Origin of the sequence: Flagellimonas flava, from assembly GCF_900129665.1 — a bacterium.
Classification (GTDB): domain Bacteria; phylum Bacteroidota; class Bacteroidia; order Flavobacteriales; family Flavobacteriaceae; genus Flagellimonas; species Flagellimonas flava.
This window is the reverse complement of the sequence record NZ_FQWL01000001.1, coordinates 465,962-484,686: the sequence shown is the minus strand read 5'-3', so window position 1 is coordinate 484,686 and position 18,725 is coordinate 465,962. Positions and strand designations below refer to the sequence as shown.

Here is an 18,725-nt window from a genome sequence, read left to right as displayed (position 1 = left end):
CAGATTCTTCGTACTTTTATCCAGCATTAAACTTCATAAATAACCTATGGATTCCATTACCACGACCGCACAAACTTGGCTTAGCGATTTTTTTGATGCCGATACCAAAAAAGAGGTTCAACATCTATTAGAGAACGATACCGAGGAACTCAAAGAACGTTTTTATAAAAACTTGGAGTTTGGCACAGGTGGTATGCGAGGAATTATGGGTGTGGGCACCAACAGGATCAACAAGTACACCCTGGGCAAGAATACACAAGGTTTAAGCAATTACCTAAGGAAAGTACACGGAGATACCGAAATAAAAGTAGTCATCGCCTACGACTGCAGGCACAATTCAGATACCTTGGCCCGCACGGTAGCGGAGATTTTCTCTGCCAACGGCATTAAGGTGTTTTTGTTCTCAGAACTGCGCACCACTCCAGAACTTTCTTTTGCGGTTAGGCACTTGGACTGCCAGGCTGGAATAGTGCTGACAGCTTCCCACAATCCCCCAGAGTACAATGGTTATAAGGTATATTGGTCAGATGGCTGTCAAATTGTTCCTCCCCAGGATGGAGAAATTATCGCTGAAATCGACGCCTTATCTTTTGAGGATATTGAACTCGATGCCAATGAAGACCTTATACAACTCATAGACAAGGATGTGGATGAAGCTTTTTTTGAAGCTTCGGTGGCAAAAGGCAGTTTTGATGCCAAGGGTAAAGAGAACTTCAAAATCGTTTTCACTTCCCTTCATGGCACTTCCATTACAGCCATTCCCGAAGTGCTCAAAAGGGCCGGCTACAATAATGTAACAGTGATTGAGGAACAAGCCAAACCTGATGGAAATTTCCCTACGGTTGAATCGCCAAATCCCGAAGAACCAGCTGCTTTGGCGATGGCCATCAAAAAAGCGGAAGAAATCGGAGCCGATATGGTGGTAGGTACCGACCCTGACAGTGATAGACTGGGAATAGCAGTTCGTAATTCTGAAGGTAGAATAGAATTGCTCAATGGTAACCAGACCATGATTATGATGACCAAGTTTTTATTGGACAAATTCAAGGAGAAAGGATTACGGGGCAATGAGTTTGTAGCTTCTACCATAGTTTCAACCCCAATGATGCAACAAATGGCGAAAACTTATGGGGTGGAATGCAAAACCTCTTTGACTGGTTTCAAATGGATTGGCAAAATGATTAAGGATTTCCCAGATTCTCAATTTATCGGAGGGGGAGAGGAAAGCTTTGGGTACATGGTGGGCGATTTTGTTCGCGATAAGGACGCCGTTACCTCTACCCTATTGGCTTGTGAAATAGGTGCGGACGCCAAAGCCAAGGGCAGCTCCTTTTATCAGGAACTGATCAATTGTTATGTACAGTTTGGGTTCTATAAGGAAAAATTAATCTCCCTCACCAAAAAAGGAATGAGCGGTGCGGAAGAAATCAAGCAAATGCTCATCGACTTTAAAGAAAATCCCGTGGATTCCGTCCAAGGGTCCAAAGTGGTTTGGATAGAGGATTACAACACTTCCATTGCCAAAAACGTACAGACCGGTGCCGAAAAACCTATTGATTTACCAAAATCCAATGTTCTTATTTACGAAACCGAGGATGGCACCCGCATCGCTGCAAGACCAAGTGGCACCGAGCCCAAGGTTAAATTTTACATGAGCACCAACGCCACCTTGGACAAGACTGAGGATTTTAAATCCGTAAATTCGCAGTTGGATGCCAAATTGGATGGCATTGTTTCGGAATTGAATTTATAGTACATGAACTATTTTAAGAAGATTCTCCGTTTTGCGGTGCCCTATCGCAAATATGGCTTTCTCAATATATTTTTCAATATTCTCTACGCACTGTTCAGCGCCTTATCCTTTGCTGCACTCATTCCCATGCTGAATGTCCTGTTCGATAAGACCAAAAGGTTAGACGAACCTCCGGTCTATGAAGGCATTGGAAAAGCTAAGGATTACTTTATGGATTACATGAATTATCAGGTGACCCAATATTCTGGAGATGAACCCATGAAGGGATTGGTATTGGTGGTAGGGCTGGTATTGGCACTCTTCCTGTTGAAGAATGTGTTCAATTACCTCGCCATGTATTTCATTACGTTTCTCCGCAATGGGGTTCTCAAGGACGTGCGTAACAAAATGTACGAAAAGATTGTGGACCTCCCCATTTCCTATTTTTCGGAAAAACGTAAGGGTGACACTATAGCCCGGATCACCTCGGATGTATTGGAAATCCAACATTCCTTTTTGTCCATCTTGGAGTTGATCGTTAGGGAGCCCCTGACCATTATTTTTACCATCATGGTCATGTTTTTGATCAGCGTGAAACTTACCATTTTCGTTTTCATTTTTATTCCCATTGCCGGCATGTTGATTTCACGTATCGGCAAATCACTAAAGCGAAAATCTGACCGTGTGCAAAAGGAACAGGGAGAGTTTTTGTCCATAGTAGAGGAAACATTGGGTGGATTAAGGGTTATTAAGGCATTTAACTCTGAGTCTCGATTTTATAAAACCTTTCAAAAGTCAACAGATCGATTTTTTAAGTTCTCGAATTCACTGTTGAATCGACAAAATTTGGCTTCCCCTACGGGAGAGTTTTTGGGGATTTTGGTCATCGGCATCCTTTTGTGGTTCGGAGGTCGTTTGGTCTTGATAGAACAAAGTTTGGATGCGGCTTCTTTCATCGCCTATATGGGACTTGCCTACAACATACTTACACCGGCCAAAGCCATTAGCAAAGCGTCCTATTCGGTTAAAAAGGGCAATGCAGCAGCAGAGCGTGTCTTGGAGGTTTTGGAATCTGAGAACCCCATTGCTGATAAGGAAAACGCCATTGAAAAATTGGATTTTGAGTCAGGCATAGAACTCAAGGCTATTTCCTTCAAATATGAAGAGGACTATGTGCTGGAAAATTTCAACTTAAAGGTTGGAAAAGGTCAAACCGTGGCCCTAGTTGGGCAATCGGGAAGCGGTAAAAGTACTATAGCAAATTTAGTGACCCGTTTTTACGATGTCAATGAAGGGGAAATTGCCATTGATGGAACCAATATCAAGGATATCAGTAAAAAATCCCTCCGAGACCTTATGGGATTGGTAACACAAGATTCCATTTTATTCAACGACACGGTAAAAAACAATATTGGACTGGGAAAGGAAGGAGCTACCGATGAAGAGATTATCGAAGCTGCCAAAGTTGCCAATGCACACGACTTCATTATGGAGTTGCCCAACGGATACAATACCAATATTGGGGATAGCGGTAATAAGTTAAGTGGAGGGCAAAAGCAAAGGTTGTCCATCGCCAGGGCCGTTTTGAAAAATCCTCCCATCATGATTTTAGATGAGGCCACTTCTGCCTTGGATACAGAAAGTGAGCGTCTGGTTCAGGATGCACTGGAAAACATGATGAAGAATCGGACCTCCATTGTAATCGCCCACCGTTTATCCACCATCCAAAATGCAGATTCCATTGTAGTCTTGAACAAAGGAAAAATTCTGGAACAGGGCACTCATGAAGAATTGATGAAATCCCAAAAAGGATATAAGAAACTGGTGGAAATGCAGACTTTGGGTTAGGTGCAAACTCAAGTTAAAGTTCAAACTCAAAACATCAAATTCCAACTTCTTTTACACCTCAACTTTCACCTTTTACGCTTCGCCTAAGACTCAAAATCAAGCTCAAATCCCAAACTCAAAATCCCTAATTCCAACATCGAACACCTGTCATCTGACACCCATCACCCCAAAAAAATTAAACCTTTTACCTTTACCATAGTCATAGCATCAAATCAACAAGAAATTGATCGCTGAGGAAACCTTAGTCGCTGAGCTAAAACATAAAGAAAGTCAAGCCAGAGCCTTTGAAGTGTTGGTCAACACCTATAAGGAACGCTTGTATTGGCATATCCGAAGGATTGTGCTGAATCATGATGATTCGGATGATGTATTGCAAAATACCTTTATCAAAGTGTACCGTAACATAGATGGCTTTAAAGGGGATAGTAAACTATACTCCTGGATCTACCGAATTGCGACAAACGAAGCTCTGACCTTTTTAAAGCAAAAATCCAGAAAGGCAGGTATCAGTGATGAAGAGTTGAAGACTGCCATGGTAGAAAACCTGCAGTCCGATGTTTATTTTGAGGGCGACGAGATCCAATTAAAGCTTCAGAAAGCTTTGGCCACCCTGCCCGACAAACAAAAGTTGGTTTTTACTATGAAGTATTTTCAGGAAATGAAATACGATGAAATATCAGAGGTGCTTGAAACCTCGGTTGGAGCCTTAAAAACCTCTTACCATTTGGCGGTAAAGAAAATTGAAACGTATCTTAAAGCCGATTAAACCTTTTTTAGGTCTAGGGGTCAAATAAAAAAGATGGGAAAGGATAAAAAAAATAAATTCAAAACTCCGGAAGGTTATTTCGATAACTTGCATGACCGACTTATGGACAGAATCCAACAGGAGGATTCACAAGAGGAAAAGTCCGTGATTCCTAAGTCTGACGGTTTTGCTGTACCCGAGACTTACTTTGAAAACTTTACTCCAAAAGTAATATCCCAACCGGAACCTCAAGAGGTTAAAGTCGTTCAACTTAAATCTTATAAGAAAATATACTACAGCATAGCTGGAGTTGCCGCAGTATTGTTGTTGTTCTTTGGACTCAATTGGAACAAGGCCGATACCCTAACTTTTGATGACTTGGCAAATTCTGAGTTGGAAGCCTATTTTGATGCTACTGATTTCAATCTTTCCTCCTATGAAATTGCCGAGGTTGTTTCCTTGGAACAAATTGAATTATCCGATATACTGGACCAGAATTTGGGCGAGGAGCAGATTTTGGAATATCTGGATGAAAATGTGGAGGATATTGAGGATTTAAACCTAGACTACAATGATTATGACTAAAAAAATACTCATATTAATTTTCAGTTTTGCCATGGGAACCACATGGTTTTATGCCCAGGGTCAGGCCCGTGAACGCATCAAAACCTTAAAAGTGGCATTTATTACGGAGCGTTTGAATCTCACTAGCCAAGAGGCGCAATCCTTCTGGCCCATATATAATGAACATGAGGAAACTTTGGAGCGGATTCGCAGAATCGAGCGTTTGGAACTTCGTTCCCAAATATCAATCATTCAGGATTTATCAGACAATGAGTCTTCTACCTTATTGACCAAGTTTTTGGACGTTCAAAAAGAAAAGCATGAGGCCCAAAGGGAATTCATCTCTAAGATTAAAAATGTGATTTCTCCCAAAAAAACCCTGCTGCTGCTGAAGGCTGAAGAAGATTTTAAAAAGCGATTGTTACAGCAAATGCGAAAACGTAGGGGTGGCGGATAATCCCCTGTTTCGATGAAATACACAAGAAAGGAGCCAATTGGCTCCTTTTTTAATTAAACCTTTCTATAAAACCATGGTCAAAGAACCAGAAACCATAAAAATCTACATTATGAAAGCGTTAAAAACAATATTGATTAGCATGGCACTTTTAGGGACTATGGTAGCCAGTGCACAAAAAGCGGTGGTACGCATATATCCCAAACACGGAACCGTTGTAACCACTATTAAAAAACCTAGGGTTGTAGTGCATAAAAAAACAAATTTTTACTTCGCCGATGGCGTATGGTACAAAGCCCGCGGAAAAAGATATGTGGTTTGCGCCGCCCCAAACGGAATACGGGTTAAAAGACTTCCAAGAGCGCGAAGGGTTGTGGTTGTAAATGGAAGAAAACTCTACAAATATAGAGGTGTTTGGTATAAAAAATCAGGTCGCCATTATGTGGTGGTCAACGTTTAGGTTGGTTTGGTTAGTAGTTAGAAAAGAGCGGCGATATTCTCGTCGCTTTTTTATTTGAATATCAACCTGGCAATTCTATTTCTGCCTGATGCATAGGCAACGGTATCGTTCAAAAAACGAAGAGCGTAAAAGCCTTCATCGCTGAGCTGTTTCCAGTGCTGCCCAGAATCTTGGGAATAGGAAATTCCGGTAAATCCTACCGCCACCAATCCTGCACCATCCGAGTTGGGCAGATACTGCACACAGCTTTTATAGTTGGGTTCCTCCCCATCGGCAACCAATTGCCAAGTAGCGCCCCCATCGCGGGTAATAATTTTATTGGCTTTGTTGGATTGGGGTTGGGTATAGTCCCCTCCAATGGCGAACCCGATTCTTTCATCGTAAAAATTAATGGAATAAATTCCTTCGGCCGGCTTCTCATTGACAATTGGAGTCGCTGTTTTTGACCATGTTTTACCCTTGTCCATAGATTTATAAACAGCACCAGCCGTTGTAGCTACCCACGCACTGTTACCAACAATGGCAATATTGGTGTTGCTGGCCGCAAAGGCCCCTTCACCTTCATCCGCTTCTGGTAATTGAGAGCACGGTAATTTGCTCCAGGTGTTTCCCCCATCCCGTGTTATGATGATGGACAAGCACCCATCCATGCTATCCCCAATGGCTATACCTTCCCTATCGTTCCAAAACTTCATGGAATCATAAAAAACACCTTCACCTTCCTCTTTGTATACCAACTCCATAGTTCCCGAATCTCCAGTTTTATAAAGCAAGGCAGGATTTCCAGCCGAAAGCATAAAAAAGTCCGATGCCGTCTTTCCCACTGCCCTGAATTCAGGATAAAGAGTATCATAGGCTTGTACATTGGCTCGTACGGTATGGGTGATAACATCCACGGTTCCATACACCCCTCCACTCCCAGCAAAAGCCAATGTTTTATCATCCAAAAATTCAATGGCCCTTATACTTACCGAATCTTCAAAAACGGTCTTGATTTTAACTGAGGAAAAGTGTTTTGGTTTTTCCTTTTTTGAACAGGCTGCAATCAAAATAAATACAGTAAGTAATGGGAAGTATTTCATGTAGATGTGTTTGCCCAAATGTAATTGGAATCTTATTAGAAACCATACCTTTGCATTTCTTAATTTTTAGGATGCGATTACACCGAAACCTAGTTTTTGCGGTTATAGATGCGCTGCATTATATTTTTAATGAACGTGGATACGCCGACAAGGTCATTGAAAAAGTACTGAAGTACGATAAGCGCTGGGGTGCTAGAGACCGTGGTTTTATTGCTGAAACCACATATGACATTGTTCGATGGAAGCGGCTTTATGCCACCATCTCCGAAGTCTACGAGCCTTATACCCGAGAAGATTTATTCCGATTGTTTGCCGTTTGGTGCGTATTGAAAGGAATTCGGATACCCGATTGGAAGCAATTGGAAGGTACTCCCGAACGTAGAATCAAGGGAAAATTTGACGAACTTTCAAAAATCCGAAAGATAAAGGAATCCATTCCAGATTGGATGGATGAATTGGGAGAAGAAGCTTTGGGGGCTAAACTTTGGAGTCAGGAAATTACAGCCCTTAACAAGCAGGCCTCTGTAATTCTTCGCACAAATACCCTTCGAATTAAAAGGGAACAGCTACAGATTTTATTGGCCAAAAATGACATCGAAACTGAGCCTATTGAAGGCTATCCAGACGCCTTGGAATTGCCCATACGTAAAAATGTTTTTGCAACGGAAGCATTTAAAGAAGGGTTATTCGAAGTCCAGGATGCCTCTTCGCAACTGGTCGCCCCCTTTCTTGAAGTAAAACCTGGGCAACGTGTTGTGGACGCGTGTGCTGGGGCCGGTGGTAAAACCTTGCATCTAGCATCCCAAATGGAAAACAAGGGCCAGCTTATTGCCCTCGATATCTATGAGAGCAAATTGAAAAAACTTAAAGTGCGGGCTCGCCGAAATGGGGTTCACAATGTGGAAACCAGGGCTATAGATTCTACCAAGGTCATCAAAAAACTGTACAATAGCGCAGACCGCTTGTTATTGGACGCTCCATGCTCCGGATTAGGAGTCTTGCGGCGTAACCCAGATTCCAAATGGAAGTTAGAACCTGATTTTATTACCAGAATTATGGGGGTTCAGCAGGAAATTCTCCAGAACTATAGTAAAATGGTGAAATCAGGCGGACAGATGGTATACGCCACCTGCTCCATTTTACCCCAAGAAAACGCAGACCAAGTTGCTAAATTTCTTGATTCGGAAGCGGGTAGTGGTTTTGAATTTATCAAAGAGCAGAACATTTATGCCTCCAAAAGCGGATATGACGGTTTCTATATGGCCTTGCTCAAGAAACAATGAGCAATTGGCAATGAATAATCTAATATTCGATCCGTCCAAATTCCTAAAGTTAACACATACCCTCCCCATCAACCTTTAACCTCGTGACCATTTACCTTTCCTGCACGGTATATTTGATTTATGTAAATTTGACACATGGCCAAACGTGTTTCCATCGAGGAGTTTTACAACTCAAGTCAAAACCGTATTCCTGAAGGTCTTAAAACAGGGATAGGTCATTTTAACGTATTTAAGTTGGATGAGTTTGCAGGGCCCAAGCCAAAACCAATGCCTTTCAACAGGAGGGATTACTTTAAAATCAGTCTGGTTTCTGGCAAAAGCAGGGTGCACTATGCAGACAAAACCGTACCTGTTGACAAACATGTGTTGGTTTTCTCCAATCCCCAGATTCCCTATAATTGGGAGCAATTGGACGAGCAACTGACAGGCTTTTTTTGTGTATTCACGGAAACTTTTTTTCATCAATATGGGAATTTATTGGGGTATCCCGTTTTCCAACCAGGTGGACAACCTGTATTTCAGTTAACTGATGACGAGGTGAACAGTTTTGCTCCCATATTTCAGCGGATGTTTACTGAAATAAGCTCTGATTATGCTTACAAGTACGACAGTTTAAGAAATTTAGTTTTCGAATTAATTCACAATGCCATGAAGTTGCAACCTGCCAATTCGGTAAGTCATCTTCATAGTAATGCGTCAGAACGCATCGCCTCCTTGTTCCATGAATTGTTGGAAAGGCAGTTTCCCATAGAAAATCCCAACCAACGAATGGGATTGCGTACTCCTTCAGATTTTGCCGACCAACTAAGTATCCATATCAATCACTTGAATAGGGCGTTAAAGGAATCTGGTGAAAAAAGTACATCGGCCCTCATTGCCGATAGAGTGGTTCAAGAGGCAAAGATTCTTATTAGACACACCAACTGGAATATTTCCGAAATTGGTTTTGCCCTTGGTTTTGAGGAAACAGCCCATTTTTCCAATTTCTTTAAAAAACATACCGGTCTCTCCCCACTTAACTTCCGTAAACAGGAAATTGTTTGATTTTCGCAAATTTTAGATTGACACTCGCAAACCAATCCTGATTCCCAACCAGAACTTTGCAGTATTCAATTTTAAAAACAAAAACTATGGATACTAAAATTGCTTTGATTACAGGCGGAAGTCGGGGTTTGGGAAGGGATATGGCCCTCAGAATAGCTGATCGCGGCCTTAACGTGGTTATCACCTACCATTCAAATGTTTCCGCGGCAGAGGAAACACTGGCTGAAATAGAAAAAAGAGGTGTAAAGGGAATTGCCCTGCAATTGGATACTAGGGAAACCTCATCTTTCGGGGAATTTAAAATTCGCTTGAAAAAAGAACTACTGGCAAGCTTTGACTCCAGCTCATTTGATTTTCTGGTCAATAATGCGGGTTTTGGTTATCATGCGTCAATAGCGGAAACTGCAGAAAAAGACTTTGATAATTTAGTGAATGTCCACTTCAAGGGAGTTTATTTTCTAACCCAAACCCTGCTTCCAGTTTTAAATGATGGCGGGGGCATAGTCAATATTTCAAGTGGGCTGGCTAGATTTTCTTTTCCAGGTTATGCCGCCTACGGGGCCATGAAGGGGGCTGTGGAAGTTTTTACCCGCTACCTTGCCAAAGAGCTTGGGGAGCGACAAATTAGGGCCAATACAGTTGCTCCAGGCGCTATAAACACGGATTTCAACAAAGAACGCTTTGAACAAATGCCCCAGGTAGTAGATTACATTGCCAATTTAACCGCGTTAGGACGAGTTGGTGAAAGTGAAGATATTGGGGGAGTCGTGGCCTTTTTATGTACCGAAGAAGCCCGCTGGGTCAACGGCCAGCGGCTGGAAGCTTCTGGAGGTATGTTCGTTTAACAAAAAAAGGCCCCTTTTGGGGCTTTTTTTATTCCCATTTACCAACTAACACGGGATTAAATCCCACTATCAACATAAAAGGTTGAAAACTGCTTTGACTCAACCCAAAAAATCGAGTATAAAACTGTAAATTTGCACTTTCTCAAACCGCTCAATTGATACATTGATATGATTCAATTCTTTGGGGACCAGACCACAAAAGTGTTTGCTGTCCAAACCGCTCAAGAAATTGCACCAGAAGACATTACAAAACTAACATGGTTGTTCGGCAACCAACCTAAGATAAACGCGGCGTCTCTTGACGCCTTTTTTATTGGGCCACGCTCCGCTATGATTACCCCATGGAGCACCAATGCCACGGAAATTACCCAAAATATGGGCATTCCAGGAATTCTTAGAATTGAAGAGTTCCATACTGTGTATAAAAATCATGACGATTACGACCCCATGCTTTTTCAGAAGTATGAGGGCCTTAATCAAGAAATCTATACCATTGACATAGTTCCAGAATCGATTTTGGAAATTGATGATATTGCAGCCTATAATGAAAAAGAAGGTTTAGCGCTAAGTGGGGAGGAAATCGGGTATTTGGAGGAGCTGGCAAAAAAAATTGGCAGGAAGCTCACAGATTCGGAAGTTTTTGGTTTCAGTCAAGTAAATTCCGAGCACTGCAGGCACAAAATTTTCAACGGTACCTTCGTGATTGATGGGGAAGAAAAACCGAGTTCGCTTTTTAAGATGATCAAAAAGACGTCGGAAGAAAACCCCAATGGTATTGTGTCAGCTTACAAAGACAATGTTGCCTTTATAGAGGGGCCCAAAGCAACACAATTCGCTCCAAAAACGGCTGACCAACCTGATTTCTATGAAGAATCCTCTTTTAATTCTGTCTTATCCCTAAAAGCGGAGACTCATAATTTTCCAACTACGGTTGAACCATTTAACGGAGCAGCTACGGGGTCCGGCGGTGAAATACGAGATCGCTTGGCAGGTGGAAAAGGTTCACTTCCCTTGGCAGGAACCGCTGTTTATATGACTTCATACTCGAGGTTGGAGGAAAATCGACCTTGGGAAAAAGGAATGGAAGAACGGGAATGGCTCTACCAAACCCCTATGGATATTCTGATAAAGGCGTCAAACGGAGCCTCTGATTTTGGGAACAAATTTGGGCAACCCCTCATTGCTGGCTCGGTACTTACCTTTGAACATCAGGAGGATGCTCGAAAATTAGGCTTTGATAAGGTAATCATGCTTGCGGGCGGAATCGGTTACGGAAAAAAAGAGCAGGCACTCAAGGACATTCCTAAAAAGGAAGATCGAATTGTAATCCTTGGTGGTGACAATTATAGAATTGGTATGGGTGGTGCCGCTGTTTCCAGTGCAGATACAGGGGAGTTCAGCTCAGCTATCGAGCTTAATGCCGTACAACGCTCAAATCCCGAGATGCAAAAAAGAGCCTCCAATGCCATTCGGGGGCTTTTGGAAAGTCATGATAACCCAATTGTTTCTATACACGATCATGGAGCAGGTGGACATTTGAACTGCCTATCAGAACTCGTGGAAGAAACCGGAGGAACCATCAATACGGACAAACTGCCCGTTGGTGATCCAACGCTATCGGCCAAAGAGCTTATTGGAAACGAGTCCCAAGAGCGAATGGGTTTGGTGATCGGTCAAAAAGACATGGGTCTCCTGGACCGTGTAGCTGCTAGGGAACGTTCCCCCATGTACGATGTTGGCGTGGTTACAGGTGACCATCGGTTCACTTTCACCTCCAAAAAAACTGGTGAAAAACCTATGGATCTAGAACTTTCAGATATGTTTGGGAGCTCTCCCAAAACTATCATGGAAGATACAAGTATCTCCAGAAATTATCCTCCACTAGCATACTCCCTAGAGCATTTCCATGAATACCTTGAACAAGTGCTCCAATTGGAAGCAGTGGCCTGTAAAGACTGGTTAACAAACAAGGTGGACCGCTGTGTTGGAGGCCGGGTTGCCAAACAGCAATGCGCAGGTCCTTTGCAGCTCCCATTGAACAACTGTGGGGTGATGGCACTGGATTTTAAGGGAAAAGAAGGCATTGCCACCAGCATTGGACATTCCCCTGTTTCGGCTTTGGTGGACCCAGTGGCAGGAAGTCGCAACAGTATAGCCGAAGCACTGACCAATATCGTCTGGGCTCCCTTGCAGGACGGAATGCAATCTGTTTCCCTATCGGCCAACTGGATGTGGCCCTGCAAGAATGAAGGGGAAGACGCACGACTCTATGAGGCCGTACAGGCAGTTTCGGACTTTTCTATAGCTCTGGGCATTAACGTGCCCACAGGAAAGGACTCGCTTTCCATGAAGCAGAAATACAAGGATGAAGAAGTAATTTCTCCTGGGACTGTGATTATCTCAGCTGCGGCGCATTGCAATGACCTTAATACCATTGTGGAGCCAGTACTGCAAAATAAGGGCGGGGCTATCTATTATATCAATATTTCACAGGATGGACATAAACTGGGAGGTTCTTCATTTGCCCAAATTCTGAATGAAATTGGAAACGAAGCGCCTAACGTTAAAGACGCAGCCTATTTGAAAAAAGTGTTCAACACCATTCAATCGCTAATCAAAAAAGGTAAGATTTTAGCAGGGCACGATGTGGCTTCCGGGGGCCTAATAACCACCCTTTTGGAAATGTGCTTCGCGGATATTGAACTTGGTGCACAACTCGATTTATCAGGAATTGGTGAATCAGATAGTATAAAATTACTTTTTGCCGAAAATGCTGGGATTGTATTCCAAGCTTCGGATGATTCCATAGAAAAAGAATTGCAAGAAGCTGGAATCAATTTTAAAAAAATTGGTTCTGTCACAAAAGGAAATGAGCTTACCATTAAGAATCATGGGATCGAAATTGGTTTGAACATCGCTTCCCTAAGAGACACTTGGTTTAAAACATCCTACCTCTTGGATGACCAACAAACGGCCAATGGTTTGGCCAAGCAACGTTACAGCAATTATAAAAACCAGTCACTCCAATACCAATTTCCAAGTGATTTTGACGGCGCTTTACCCCAATTGGAGCAACCCCATGGACAACGACCAAAAGCGGCCATTATTCGTGAGAAAGGAAGTAATTCGGAACGGGAGATGGCCAATGCCATGTTTTTGGCCGGGTTCGATGTAAAAGATGTGCACATGACCGACCTTATCTCTGGCCGTGAGACTTTGGAGGATATTCAGTTTATTGGTGCAGTTGGAGGTTTTTCCAATTCCGACGTGTTGGGCAGTGCCAAGGGATGGGCTGGAGCTTTCAAATACAATGAAAAAGCCAACAAGACATTGAAAGATTTTTTTGCCAGACCGGATACCCTTTCCATCGGTATCTGTAATGGCTGCCAGCTGTTCATGGAGCTTGATTTGATCAATCCGGAACACGACGAACATGGTAAAATGACCTACAATGATTCTGGAAAGCACGAGAGCAGTTTTACCTCGGTCAAAATCCAGAAAAACAACTCGGTAATGTTAGGTTCCATGGAAGGAACTACTTTGGGGGTATGGATTTCCCACGGTGAAGGAAAGTTTAGTTTGCCACATCCCGAAGACCAGTACGACATTGTCGCTAAATATGGTTATGAGGGCTACCCGGCAAATCCGAATGGCAGTGATTTCAACACCGCCATGCTATGCGACAAAACTGGAAGACATTTGGTGACCATGCCGCATATTGAACGTTCCACCTTCCCTTGGAACTGGGCGCACTATCCTAAAGATCGGGATGATAAGGTTTCACCATGGTTACAAGCCTTTGTGAATGCCAGAAAATGGGTAGAGGAAAACAACTAGACAACCTATGAAGTGAAATTCACTACATTAGAAAAGTTCCTGTCAAATTGTAGAACGATATAACATTATAATTGTGCCAAACATCATACGCCAAGCTACACTGGAAGACGTTCCCGCAATTGTTGGAATGCTGGCGAATGATAAATTGGGGGCGCAAAGGGAGGATTTCAAAGACCCACTCCCAGATGCATACCTTGAAGCCTTTGATCGCATCTCCAAGGATTCCAACCAAGAATTAATGGTATTGGAGGATAGCAGAACTATGGTAATTGGAACACTCCAGCTTTCGTTCATTCCGTACCTCACCTATCAAGGAGGAATTAGAGCGCAAATAGAGGCTGTTCGAGTTCATGAAAGCTTTAGAGGCCAAGGATTGGGAAAAATGTTGTTCGAGTGGGCCATACAACGTTCCAAGGAAAAGGGTGCTCATGTGGTACAACTTACTACGGATAAAAAGCGACCGGAAGCCTTGGCATTTTATAAATCCCTAGGGTTTTTGGATACCCATGAGGGAATGAAGCTTCATCTAAAAGCTAAAACCTGAATTATGTCTTTTGGTGCCCTTCTTCAAAACGTATCAAAACATATAGAACTTACTGCCATAGAGCAAGAATTATTTACCACCTTTTTGACAGAAAAGAAACTAGAAAAAGGGGCAATCGTTCTAGAGCAGGGTGGAATATGCAATGCCATTCATTTTGTGAATGAGGGAATTCTTAGGGCTTATTTTCTTAGTGAAGAGGGCAAGGAAACCACCGTAATGTTTGCCATTAGCGACTGGTGGATTACCGATATGCATGCCTTTACCACCCACAAAAAAAGCCTACTCACCATTCAGGCTCTTGAAAAGTCCTCAATTTTATCATTGTCAAAGGCCAACTTCGATAAACTACTTATTGAGATTCCCAAATTGGAGCGTTTTTTTCGAATTCTGATGCAAAACGCCTACATCCGTGAACAACTTCGAGGATTGGACAACCTCTCACTTCCAGCCAAACAGAAATACGCCATCTTTATGGAAAAGTATCCTTCCATTGCCAAATTATTGACACAAAAACAGATTGCTTCGTATTTGGGCATCACTCCAGAATTTTTAAGTATTATCAGAGCTGACTCCTAGATTTGAATTTCTTAAACTACATTATTTGTGTTAGGATTGTTTGGACGTTCCTTTACCCAAAATGATTTATTATGATGATTTTAATAGCCGGTCCATATCGCAGCGGCACCAACAACGACCCGGAATTAATGCAAAGAAATCTTGAACGACTCGAGGCCATGGCCCTCCCCTTGTTTCGAATGGGCCATATGCCCATCATTGGGGAATGGCTGGCCCTACCTTTGTTAAAGTTGGCCGGGGCCAAGGCACCCGGAGATGAAGTCTGGCAAGAAATCCAATATCCGGCGGCGCATAGAATGCTTTTGAAATGCGATGCGGTGCTACGTATCGATGGAGCTTCCAAAGGTGCCGACCAAGATGTGGAAGTAGCCAAAAAGCATGGTTTGAAAATTTATTATAGCCTGGATGAAATTCCTATTTCCAGCAGCTAGTGCGGCCAGGTTATTCCAAAAATTCGTTTCTAAATGGATTGGAAAACTTTTCATCCTGAATGAAAAGTTCATCGGTTAGGGTCAATAAAAAATCTTCCAAGGCTTGAATATCATCCTCCGAAAGATTTAGTCGGCGGACATTTCCACCTTGCACCCTAAGTCGGTTATCCAAAGTTGCACTGTTTTGCACCCCAGTATTATAGTGTTCGATTACCTCCCTAAGGGTGGCAAAACGACCATCGTGCATATAGGGTGCCGTAAGAGCGATATTTCGTAGGGAAGGTACCTTGAATTCCCCATTCTGATTATTGTTGTTAGTTACTCCACCCACTCCCAAATCAGTAAAGGTAGCGTCCAAGCCATTGTTCCGGGCGGCATCCCCGACTTGGGCATTGGTATGATGGCATTCCGAGCAGTTGGTCATATTGCTATTAAAAAGTTGTTTCCCCCTATTCTCGGAAGCAGTGAAATTTGGGAAGTTCTGGTTGGGGTTATTGGATTGGGCCAAACCTTCATCAAATTTTGATTGATAAGACACCATGGAACGCACAAATTGGGCAAGAGCCAAAGAAATCCGATTGCTTGTCACCGTCTCATCACCAAAGGCCAATCGAAACAAGACCTGATAATAAGCCTCATTGGCTAGCTTCGATTCCAATTCCTCAAGAGAAAGGCCCATTTCCACTGCATCCTGAATTGGAAGCAGCACTTGGGCTTCCAAACTGGCGGCACGCTCGTCCCAAAAGAATCTTCCATTGTCATAAAACCGGGCGTTGGCAAGCCCCATGGAGTTTCTGCCGGTAAGTCCGCCCTCAAATCCGGTACTAAACTGGTCGGGGTCCGAAAACCCATTTTCCTGAAGGTGGCACGAGGCACAAGAAATAGTGTTGTTGGCAGATAATCTTACATCATAAAACAATACGCGGCCCAATGTAGCACCAGGGTTGGAAACGGGATTGTTGGCCGGAGTGTTATCTTCCCCGTTAAGATTATTGTTTAGAAAAAAATTGGGCAAACCACCATCGTAGATAAAAAAACTATCAGGAAGATCTAGTGTTGTATTTAAAATGGCCAGGTCCTCTTCACTAATATCGCCAACATCCGTCATGGGGTCTGTCGGTTCTTCGTCATTGTTTTGATCATCATCATTTTGAACTGTGTCAGGTAGATCTAGGATTTCCTCGGAATAATCGCTTGAGCAAGAGGCCAAAACAACCATTAAAATAAATGTCACGACATTAAAATTACTTTTCATAATCAGGGGGTTTAGGAATTCTACAAAAAGTAATTTTCTATATAAGCGATAGTATCTGTTCTTATTTTGATGCTTATTTTTCCAAAAACTTGCGCCCTTGCAAAAAATGGGTTTTTAACAAGTAAATAGGCTTCTAATTGAATTTTCCATTTTAAAATCCGGCATCCTTTCCCTATTTTGCAATTACTTTACAGAAACTTACTATGCAAACAGTTACCAGATTATTTGATTTTCCATATTACCAATTGGAAAAATTCCCCCTTAAAAATTCGCTGGTCACCAAATACAACGGCAAGTGGGAAGCTACTTCCACCCAAGCCTATATAGATCAGGCAAATGCCGTGAGCAGGGCCTTGCTGCGAATGGGGGTTAAACCAAACGACAAGATTGCCGTAATCTCCATGAACAACCGAACGGAATGGAACATCATGGATATTGGCATCCTTCAGATTGGAGCACAAAATGTACCGATATATCCGACCATATCAGCCTCCGATTACGAATATGTGCTCAACCATTCCGAAGCCAAGTACTGTTTTGTTTCTTGTGGTGAGGTCCTGGAAAAGGTTTTGGAAGTTTCTTCCAAAATCAAGAATCTAAGGGACGTGTATTCCTTTGACAACCTTGGTAATTGCAAGAATTGGAAAGAGGTTTTGGAACTGGGAGCTGATGATTCCAACCAGGAAGAGGTAGAAAAACTAAAGGCCCAGGTAACACCCAATGACCTTGCCACCTTAATTTATACCTCCGGAACCACTGGTAGACCGAAAGGGGTAATGCTATCGCACGATAATTTGGTCAGCAATGCCATAGAGAGCTCAAAACGGTTTCCCATTGTGGATGGAGAGACCAAGTCTTTGAGTTTTCTACCGCTATGCCATGTATACGAACGTATGCTGATTTACTTGTATCAATACAGGGGAGTGGCCATACATTATGCGGAATCACTGGAAACCATCAGCGACAATCTAAAGGAAACCTGTCCGCATGTGATGACAGCCGTACCACGACTCCTGGAAAAGGTATACGACAAAATAATCGCCAAGGGTGCTGCCCTTAGTGGTATCAAAAAGAAATTATTCTTCTGGGCCGTTGAAGTGGGATTAAAATACGAACCCTATGGTCAGAATGGCTGGTGGTACGAAAAGAAATTGGCCTTGGCCCGTAAACTCATTTTCAGCAAATGGAAGGAAGGGCTTGGTGGCAACCTCAAGTTAATAGCCTCTGGTAGCGCGGCCCTACAACCCCGATTGGCACGTATTTTCAATGCGGCGGAAATGGGTGTTATGGAAGGCTACGGGCTCACCGAGACTTCTCCTGTGGTTTCCGTAAACGATATGCGTGAAAGCGGTTTTAAAATTGGTACCGTAGGTAGGCCTATTGCAAGAACAGAAGTTAAAATTGCCGATGACGGCGAAATCTGCATCAAAGGGCCACAAGTCATGCAGGGCTATTACAAAGACCCAGAAAAAACGTCCGAGGTGCTCAAAGATGGTTATTTCCACACGGGAGATATTGGCGAAGTGGATGCCGATGGCTTCCTAAAAATAACCGATCGTAAAAAAGAGATGTTCAAAACCTCTGGTGGAAAATATGTGGCTCCACAATTGTTGGAAAACCGATTTAAGCAATCCCGATTTATAGAACAGATCATGGTGGTGGGCGAAGGCGAAAAAATGCCTGCTGCACTTATACAGCCCAACTTTGAATTTTTACACGAATGGGCCAACCGTCATGAAGTGACCATTGGTGCCAATTCGGATATCATTTTAAACGACAAGGTAATTTCCCGCATCCAGGAAGAAGTGGATATGGCCAATGAGGAGTTTGCCAAGTGGGAAAAGGTAAAGCAGTTTAGGCTTACCCCAGATGTATGGAGTGTGGACGATGGCCACTTGACCCCCACCATGAAACTCCGCCGCAAAATTGTTAAAGAAAAGTATTTGGACCTCTATAACAGTATTTATGGAGGTTAGAAGTTACTAACTATCCAACCAAAAAAGGAACCCTCCGCTTTGCGGAGGG

General features: G+C 42.9%; 16 protein-coding genes. 14 read left to right on the top strand and 2 right to left on the bottom strand.

What is annotated here, in order from left to right; genetic code table 11:
* Window positions 1-46: 46 nt before the first annotated feature.
* The 6 genes from BUC10_RS02130 (at window position 47) to BUC10_RS02105 (ending at window position 5,803) form a co-directional block, all read left to right on the top strand.
* Window positions 47-1,753: a phospho-sugar mutase gene (locus tag BUC10_RS02130; RefSeq protein ID WP_073176251.1), complete on the top strand. Its 1,707-nt coding sequence runs from the start codon at window positions 47-49 to the stop codon at window positions 1,751-1,753.
* A gap of 3 nt (window positions 1,754-1,756) precedes the next feature.
* Entirely contained in the window at window positions 1,757-3,580 is a 1,824-nt protein-coding gene (locus tag BUC10_RS02125; RefSeq protein ID WP_073176250.1) for an ABC transporter ATP-binding protein, read from the top strand.
* Between the two features lie 223 nt (window positions 3,581-3,803).
* Entirely contained in the window at window positions 3,804-4,346 is a 543-nt protein-coding gene (locus BUC10_RS02120; protein WP_073176249.1) for an RNA polymerase sigma factor, read from the top strand.
* A gap of 33 nt (window positions 4,347-4,379) precedes the next feature.
* Window positions 4,380-4,910 (top strand): hypothetical protein, encoded by a 531-nt coding sequence (locus tag BUC10_RS02115; RefSeq protein WP_073176248.1) that lies wholly within the window; start codon window positions 4,380-4,382, stop codon window positions 4,908-4,910.
* Window positions 4,903-5,346 carry an ABC transporter G family protein gene (locus tag BUC10_RS02110; protein WP_073177071.1) on the top strand — a complete coding sequence of 148 codons (444 nt, stop codon included), beginning with the start codon at window positions 4,903-4,905 and terminating at the stop codon, window positions 5,344-5,346. Before BUC10_RS02115 ends, BUC10_RS02110 begins: the two co-directional genes overlap by 8 nt.
* 109 nt (window positions 5,347-5,455) lie before the next feature.
* On the top strand, window positions 5,456-5,803 hold the full coding sequence (locus BUC10_RS02105) for a DUF6515 family protein (protein ID WP_073177070.1): 348 nt from the start codon (window positions 5,456-5,458) through the stop codon (window positions 5,801-5,803).
* 50 nt (window positions 5,804-5,853) lie between these two features.
* Here the strand turns inward: BUC10_RS02105 and BUC10_RS02100 are convergent, their stop codons facing one another.
* On the bottom strand, window positions 5,854-6,885 hold the full coding sequence (locus tag BUC10_RS02100) for a WD40/YVTN/BNR-like repeat-containing protein (RefSeq protein ID WP_073176247.1): 1,032 nt from the start codon (window positions 6,883-6,885) through the stop codon (window positions 5,854-5,856).
* Between the two features lie 71 nt (window positions 6,886-6,956).
* Between BUC10_RS02100 and BUC10_RS02095 the strand changes: the two genes are divergently transcribed.
* The 7 genes from BUC10_RS02095 to BUC10_RS02065 all read left to right on the top strand — a co-directional run bounded on the left by BUC10_RS02095 (window position 6,957) and on the right by BUC10_RS02065 (window position 15,445).
* Window positions 6,957-8,168, top strand: coding sequence for an RsmB/NOP family class I SAM-dependent RNA methyltransferase (locus BUC10_RS02095; RefSeq protein ID WP_073176246.1), 1,212 nt, complete (start codon window positions 6,957-6,959; stop codon window positions 8,166-8,168).
* A 135-nt stretch (window positions 8,169-8,303) separates the two neighbouring features.
* A complete protein-coding gene (locus BUC10_RS02090; RefSeq protein WP_073176245.1) occupies window positions 8,304-9,212 on the top strand; it encodes a helix-turn-helix domain-containing protein in 909 nt (302 codons plus the stop codon).
* A gap of 86 nt (window positions 9,213-9,298) precedes the next feature.
* Complete coding sequence (locus tag BUC10_RS02085; RefSeq protein ID WP_073176244.1) at window positions 9,299-10,057, top strand: SDR family NAD(P)-dependent oxidoreductase; 759 nt, start codon at window positions 9,299-9,301, stop codon at window positions 10,055-10,057.
* Between the two features lie 168 nt (window positions 10,058-10,225).
* Window positions 10,226-13,894: a phosphoribosylformylglycinamidine synthase gene (gene purL / locus BUC10_RS02080; RefSeq protein WP_073176243.1), complete on the top strand. Its 3,669-nt coding sequence runs from the start codon at window positions 10,226-10,228 to the stop codon at window positions 13,892-13,894.
* A gap of 73 nt (window positions 13,895-13,967) precedes the next feature.
* Window positions 13,968-14,438, top strand: coding sequence for a GNAT family N-acetyltransferase (locus BUC10_RS02075; protein ID WP_245812755.1), 471 nt, complete (start codon window positions 13,968-13,970; stop codon window positions 14,436-14,438).
* 3 nt (window positions 14,439-14,441) lie between these two features.
* Entirely contained in the window at window positions 14,442-15,014 is a 573-nt protein-coding gene (locus tag BUC10_RS02070) for a Crp/Fnr family transcriptional regulator (protein ID WP_073176242.1), read from the top strand.
* A 71-nt stretch (window positions 15,015-15,085) separates the two neighbouring features.
* Window positions 15,086-15,445 carry a TIR domain-containing protein gene (locus BUC10_RS02065; RefSeq protein WP_073176241.1) on the top strand — a complete coding sequence of 120 codons (360 nt, stop codon included), beginning with the start codon at window positions 15,086-15,088 and terminating at the stop codon, window positions 15,443-15,445.
* Window positions 15,446-15,455: 10 nt separating this feature from the next.
* Here BUC10_RS02065 and BUC10_RS02060 read toward each other — a convergent pair whose 3' ends face one another.
* The gene (locus BUC10_RS02060; protein ID WP_073176240.1) at window positions 15,456-16,700 is read right to left on the bottom strand and encodes a cytochrome-c peroxidase; all 1,245 of its coding nucleotides are present in this window, start codon (window positions 16,698-16,700) and stop codon (window positions 15,456-15,458) included.
* A 203-nt stretch (window positions 16,701-16,903) separates the two neighbouring features.
* Here BUC10_RS02060 and BUC10_RS02055 point away from each other — a divergent pair, with 203 nt between their 5' ends.
* Complete coding sequence (locus BUC10_RS02055; protein ID WP_073176239.1) at window positions 16,904-18,676, top strand: AMP-dependent synthetase/ligase; 1,773 nt, start codon at window positions 16,904-16,906, stop codon at window positions 18,674-18,676.
* Window positions 18,677-18,725 lie beyond the last annotated feature (49 nt).

Bases quoted from the DNA above. Each gene is read 5' to 3' on its own strand.
- BUC10_RS02095 (WP_073176246.1), top strand. From the start codon at position 6,957: ATGCGATTACACCGAAACCTAGTTTTTGCGGTTATAGATGCGCTGCAT.
- BUC10_RS02060 (WP_073176240.1), bottom strand. From the start codon at position 16,700: ATGAAAAGTAATTTTAATGTCGTGACATTTATTTTAATGGTTGTTTTG.
- BUC10_RS02130 (WP_073176251.1), top strand. From the start codon at position 47: ATGGATTCCATTACCACGACCGCACAAACTTGGCTTAGCGATTTTTTT.
- BUC10_RS02125 (WP_073176250.1), top strand. From the start codon at position 1,757: ATGAACTATTTTAAGAAGATTCTCCGTTTTGCGGTGCCCTATCGCAAA.
- BUC10_RS02115 (WP_073176248.1), top strand. From the start codon at position 4,380: ATGGGAAAGGATAAAAAAAATAAATTCAAAACTCCGGAAGGTTATTTC.
- BUC10_RS02055 (WP_073176239.1), top strand. From the start codon at position 16,904: ATGCAAACAGTTACCAGATTATTTGATTTTCCATATTACCAATTGGAA.
- BUC10_RS02065 (WP_073176241.1), top strand. From the start codon at position 15,086: ATGATGATTTTAATAGCCGGTCCATATCGCAGCGGCACCAACAACGAC.
- BUC10_RS02100 (WP_073176247.1), bottom strand. From the start codon at position 6,885: ATGAAATACTTCCCATTACTTACTGTATTTATTTTGATTGCAGCCTGT.
- BUC10_RS02070 (WP_073176242.1), top strand. From the start codon at position 14,442: ATGTCTTTTGGTGCCCTTCTTCAAAACGTATCAAAACATATAGAACTT.
- BUC10_RS02085 (WP_073176244.1), top strand. From the start codon at position 9,299: ATGGATACTAAAATTGCTTTGATTACAGGCGGAAGTCGGGGTTTGGGA.
- BUC10_RS02110 (WP_073177071.1), top strand. From the start codon at position 4,903: ATGACTAAAAAAATACTCATATTAATTTTCAGTTTTGCCATGGGAACC.
- purL (WP_073176243.1), top strand. From the start codon at position 10,226: ATGATTCAATTCTTTGGGGACCAGACCACAAAAGTGTTTGCTGTCCAA.
- BUC10_RS02105 (WP_073177070.1), top strand. From the start codon at position 5,456: ATGAAAGCGTTAAAAACAATATTGATTAGCATGGCACTTTTAGGGACT.
- BUC10_RS02090 (WP_073176245.1), top strand. From the start codon at position 8,304: ATGGCCAAACGTGTTTCCATCGAGGAGTTTTACAACTCAAGTCAAAAC.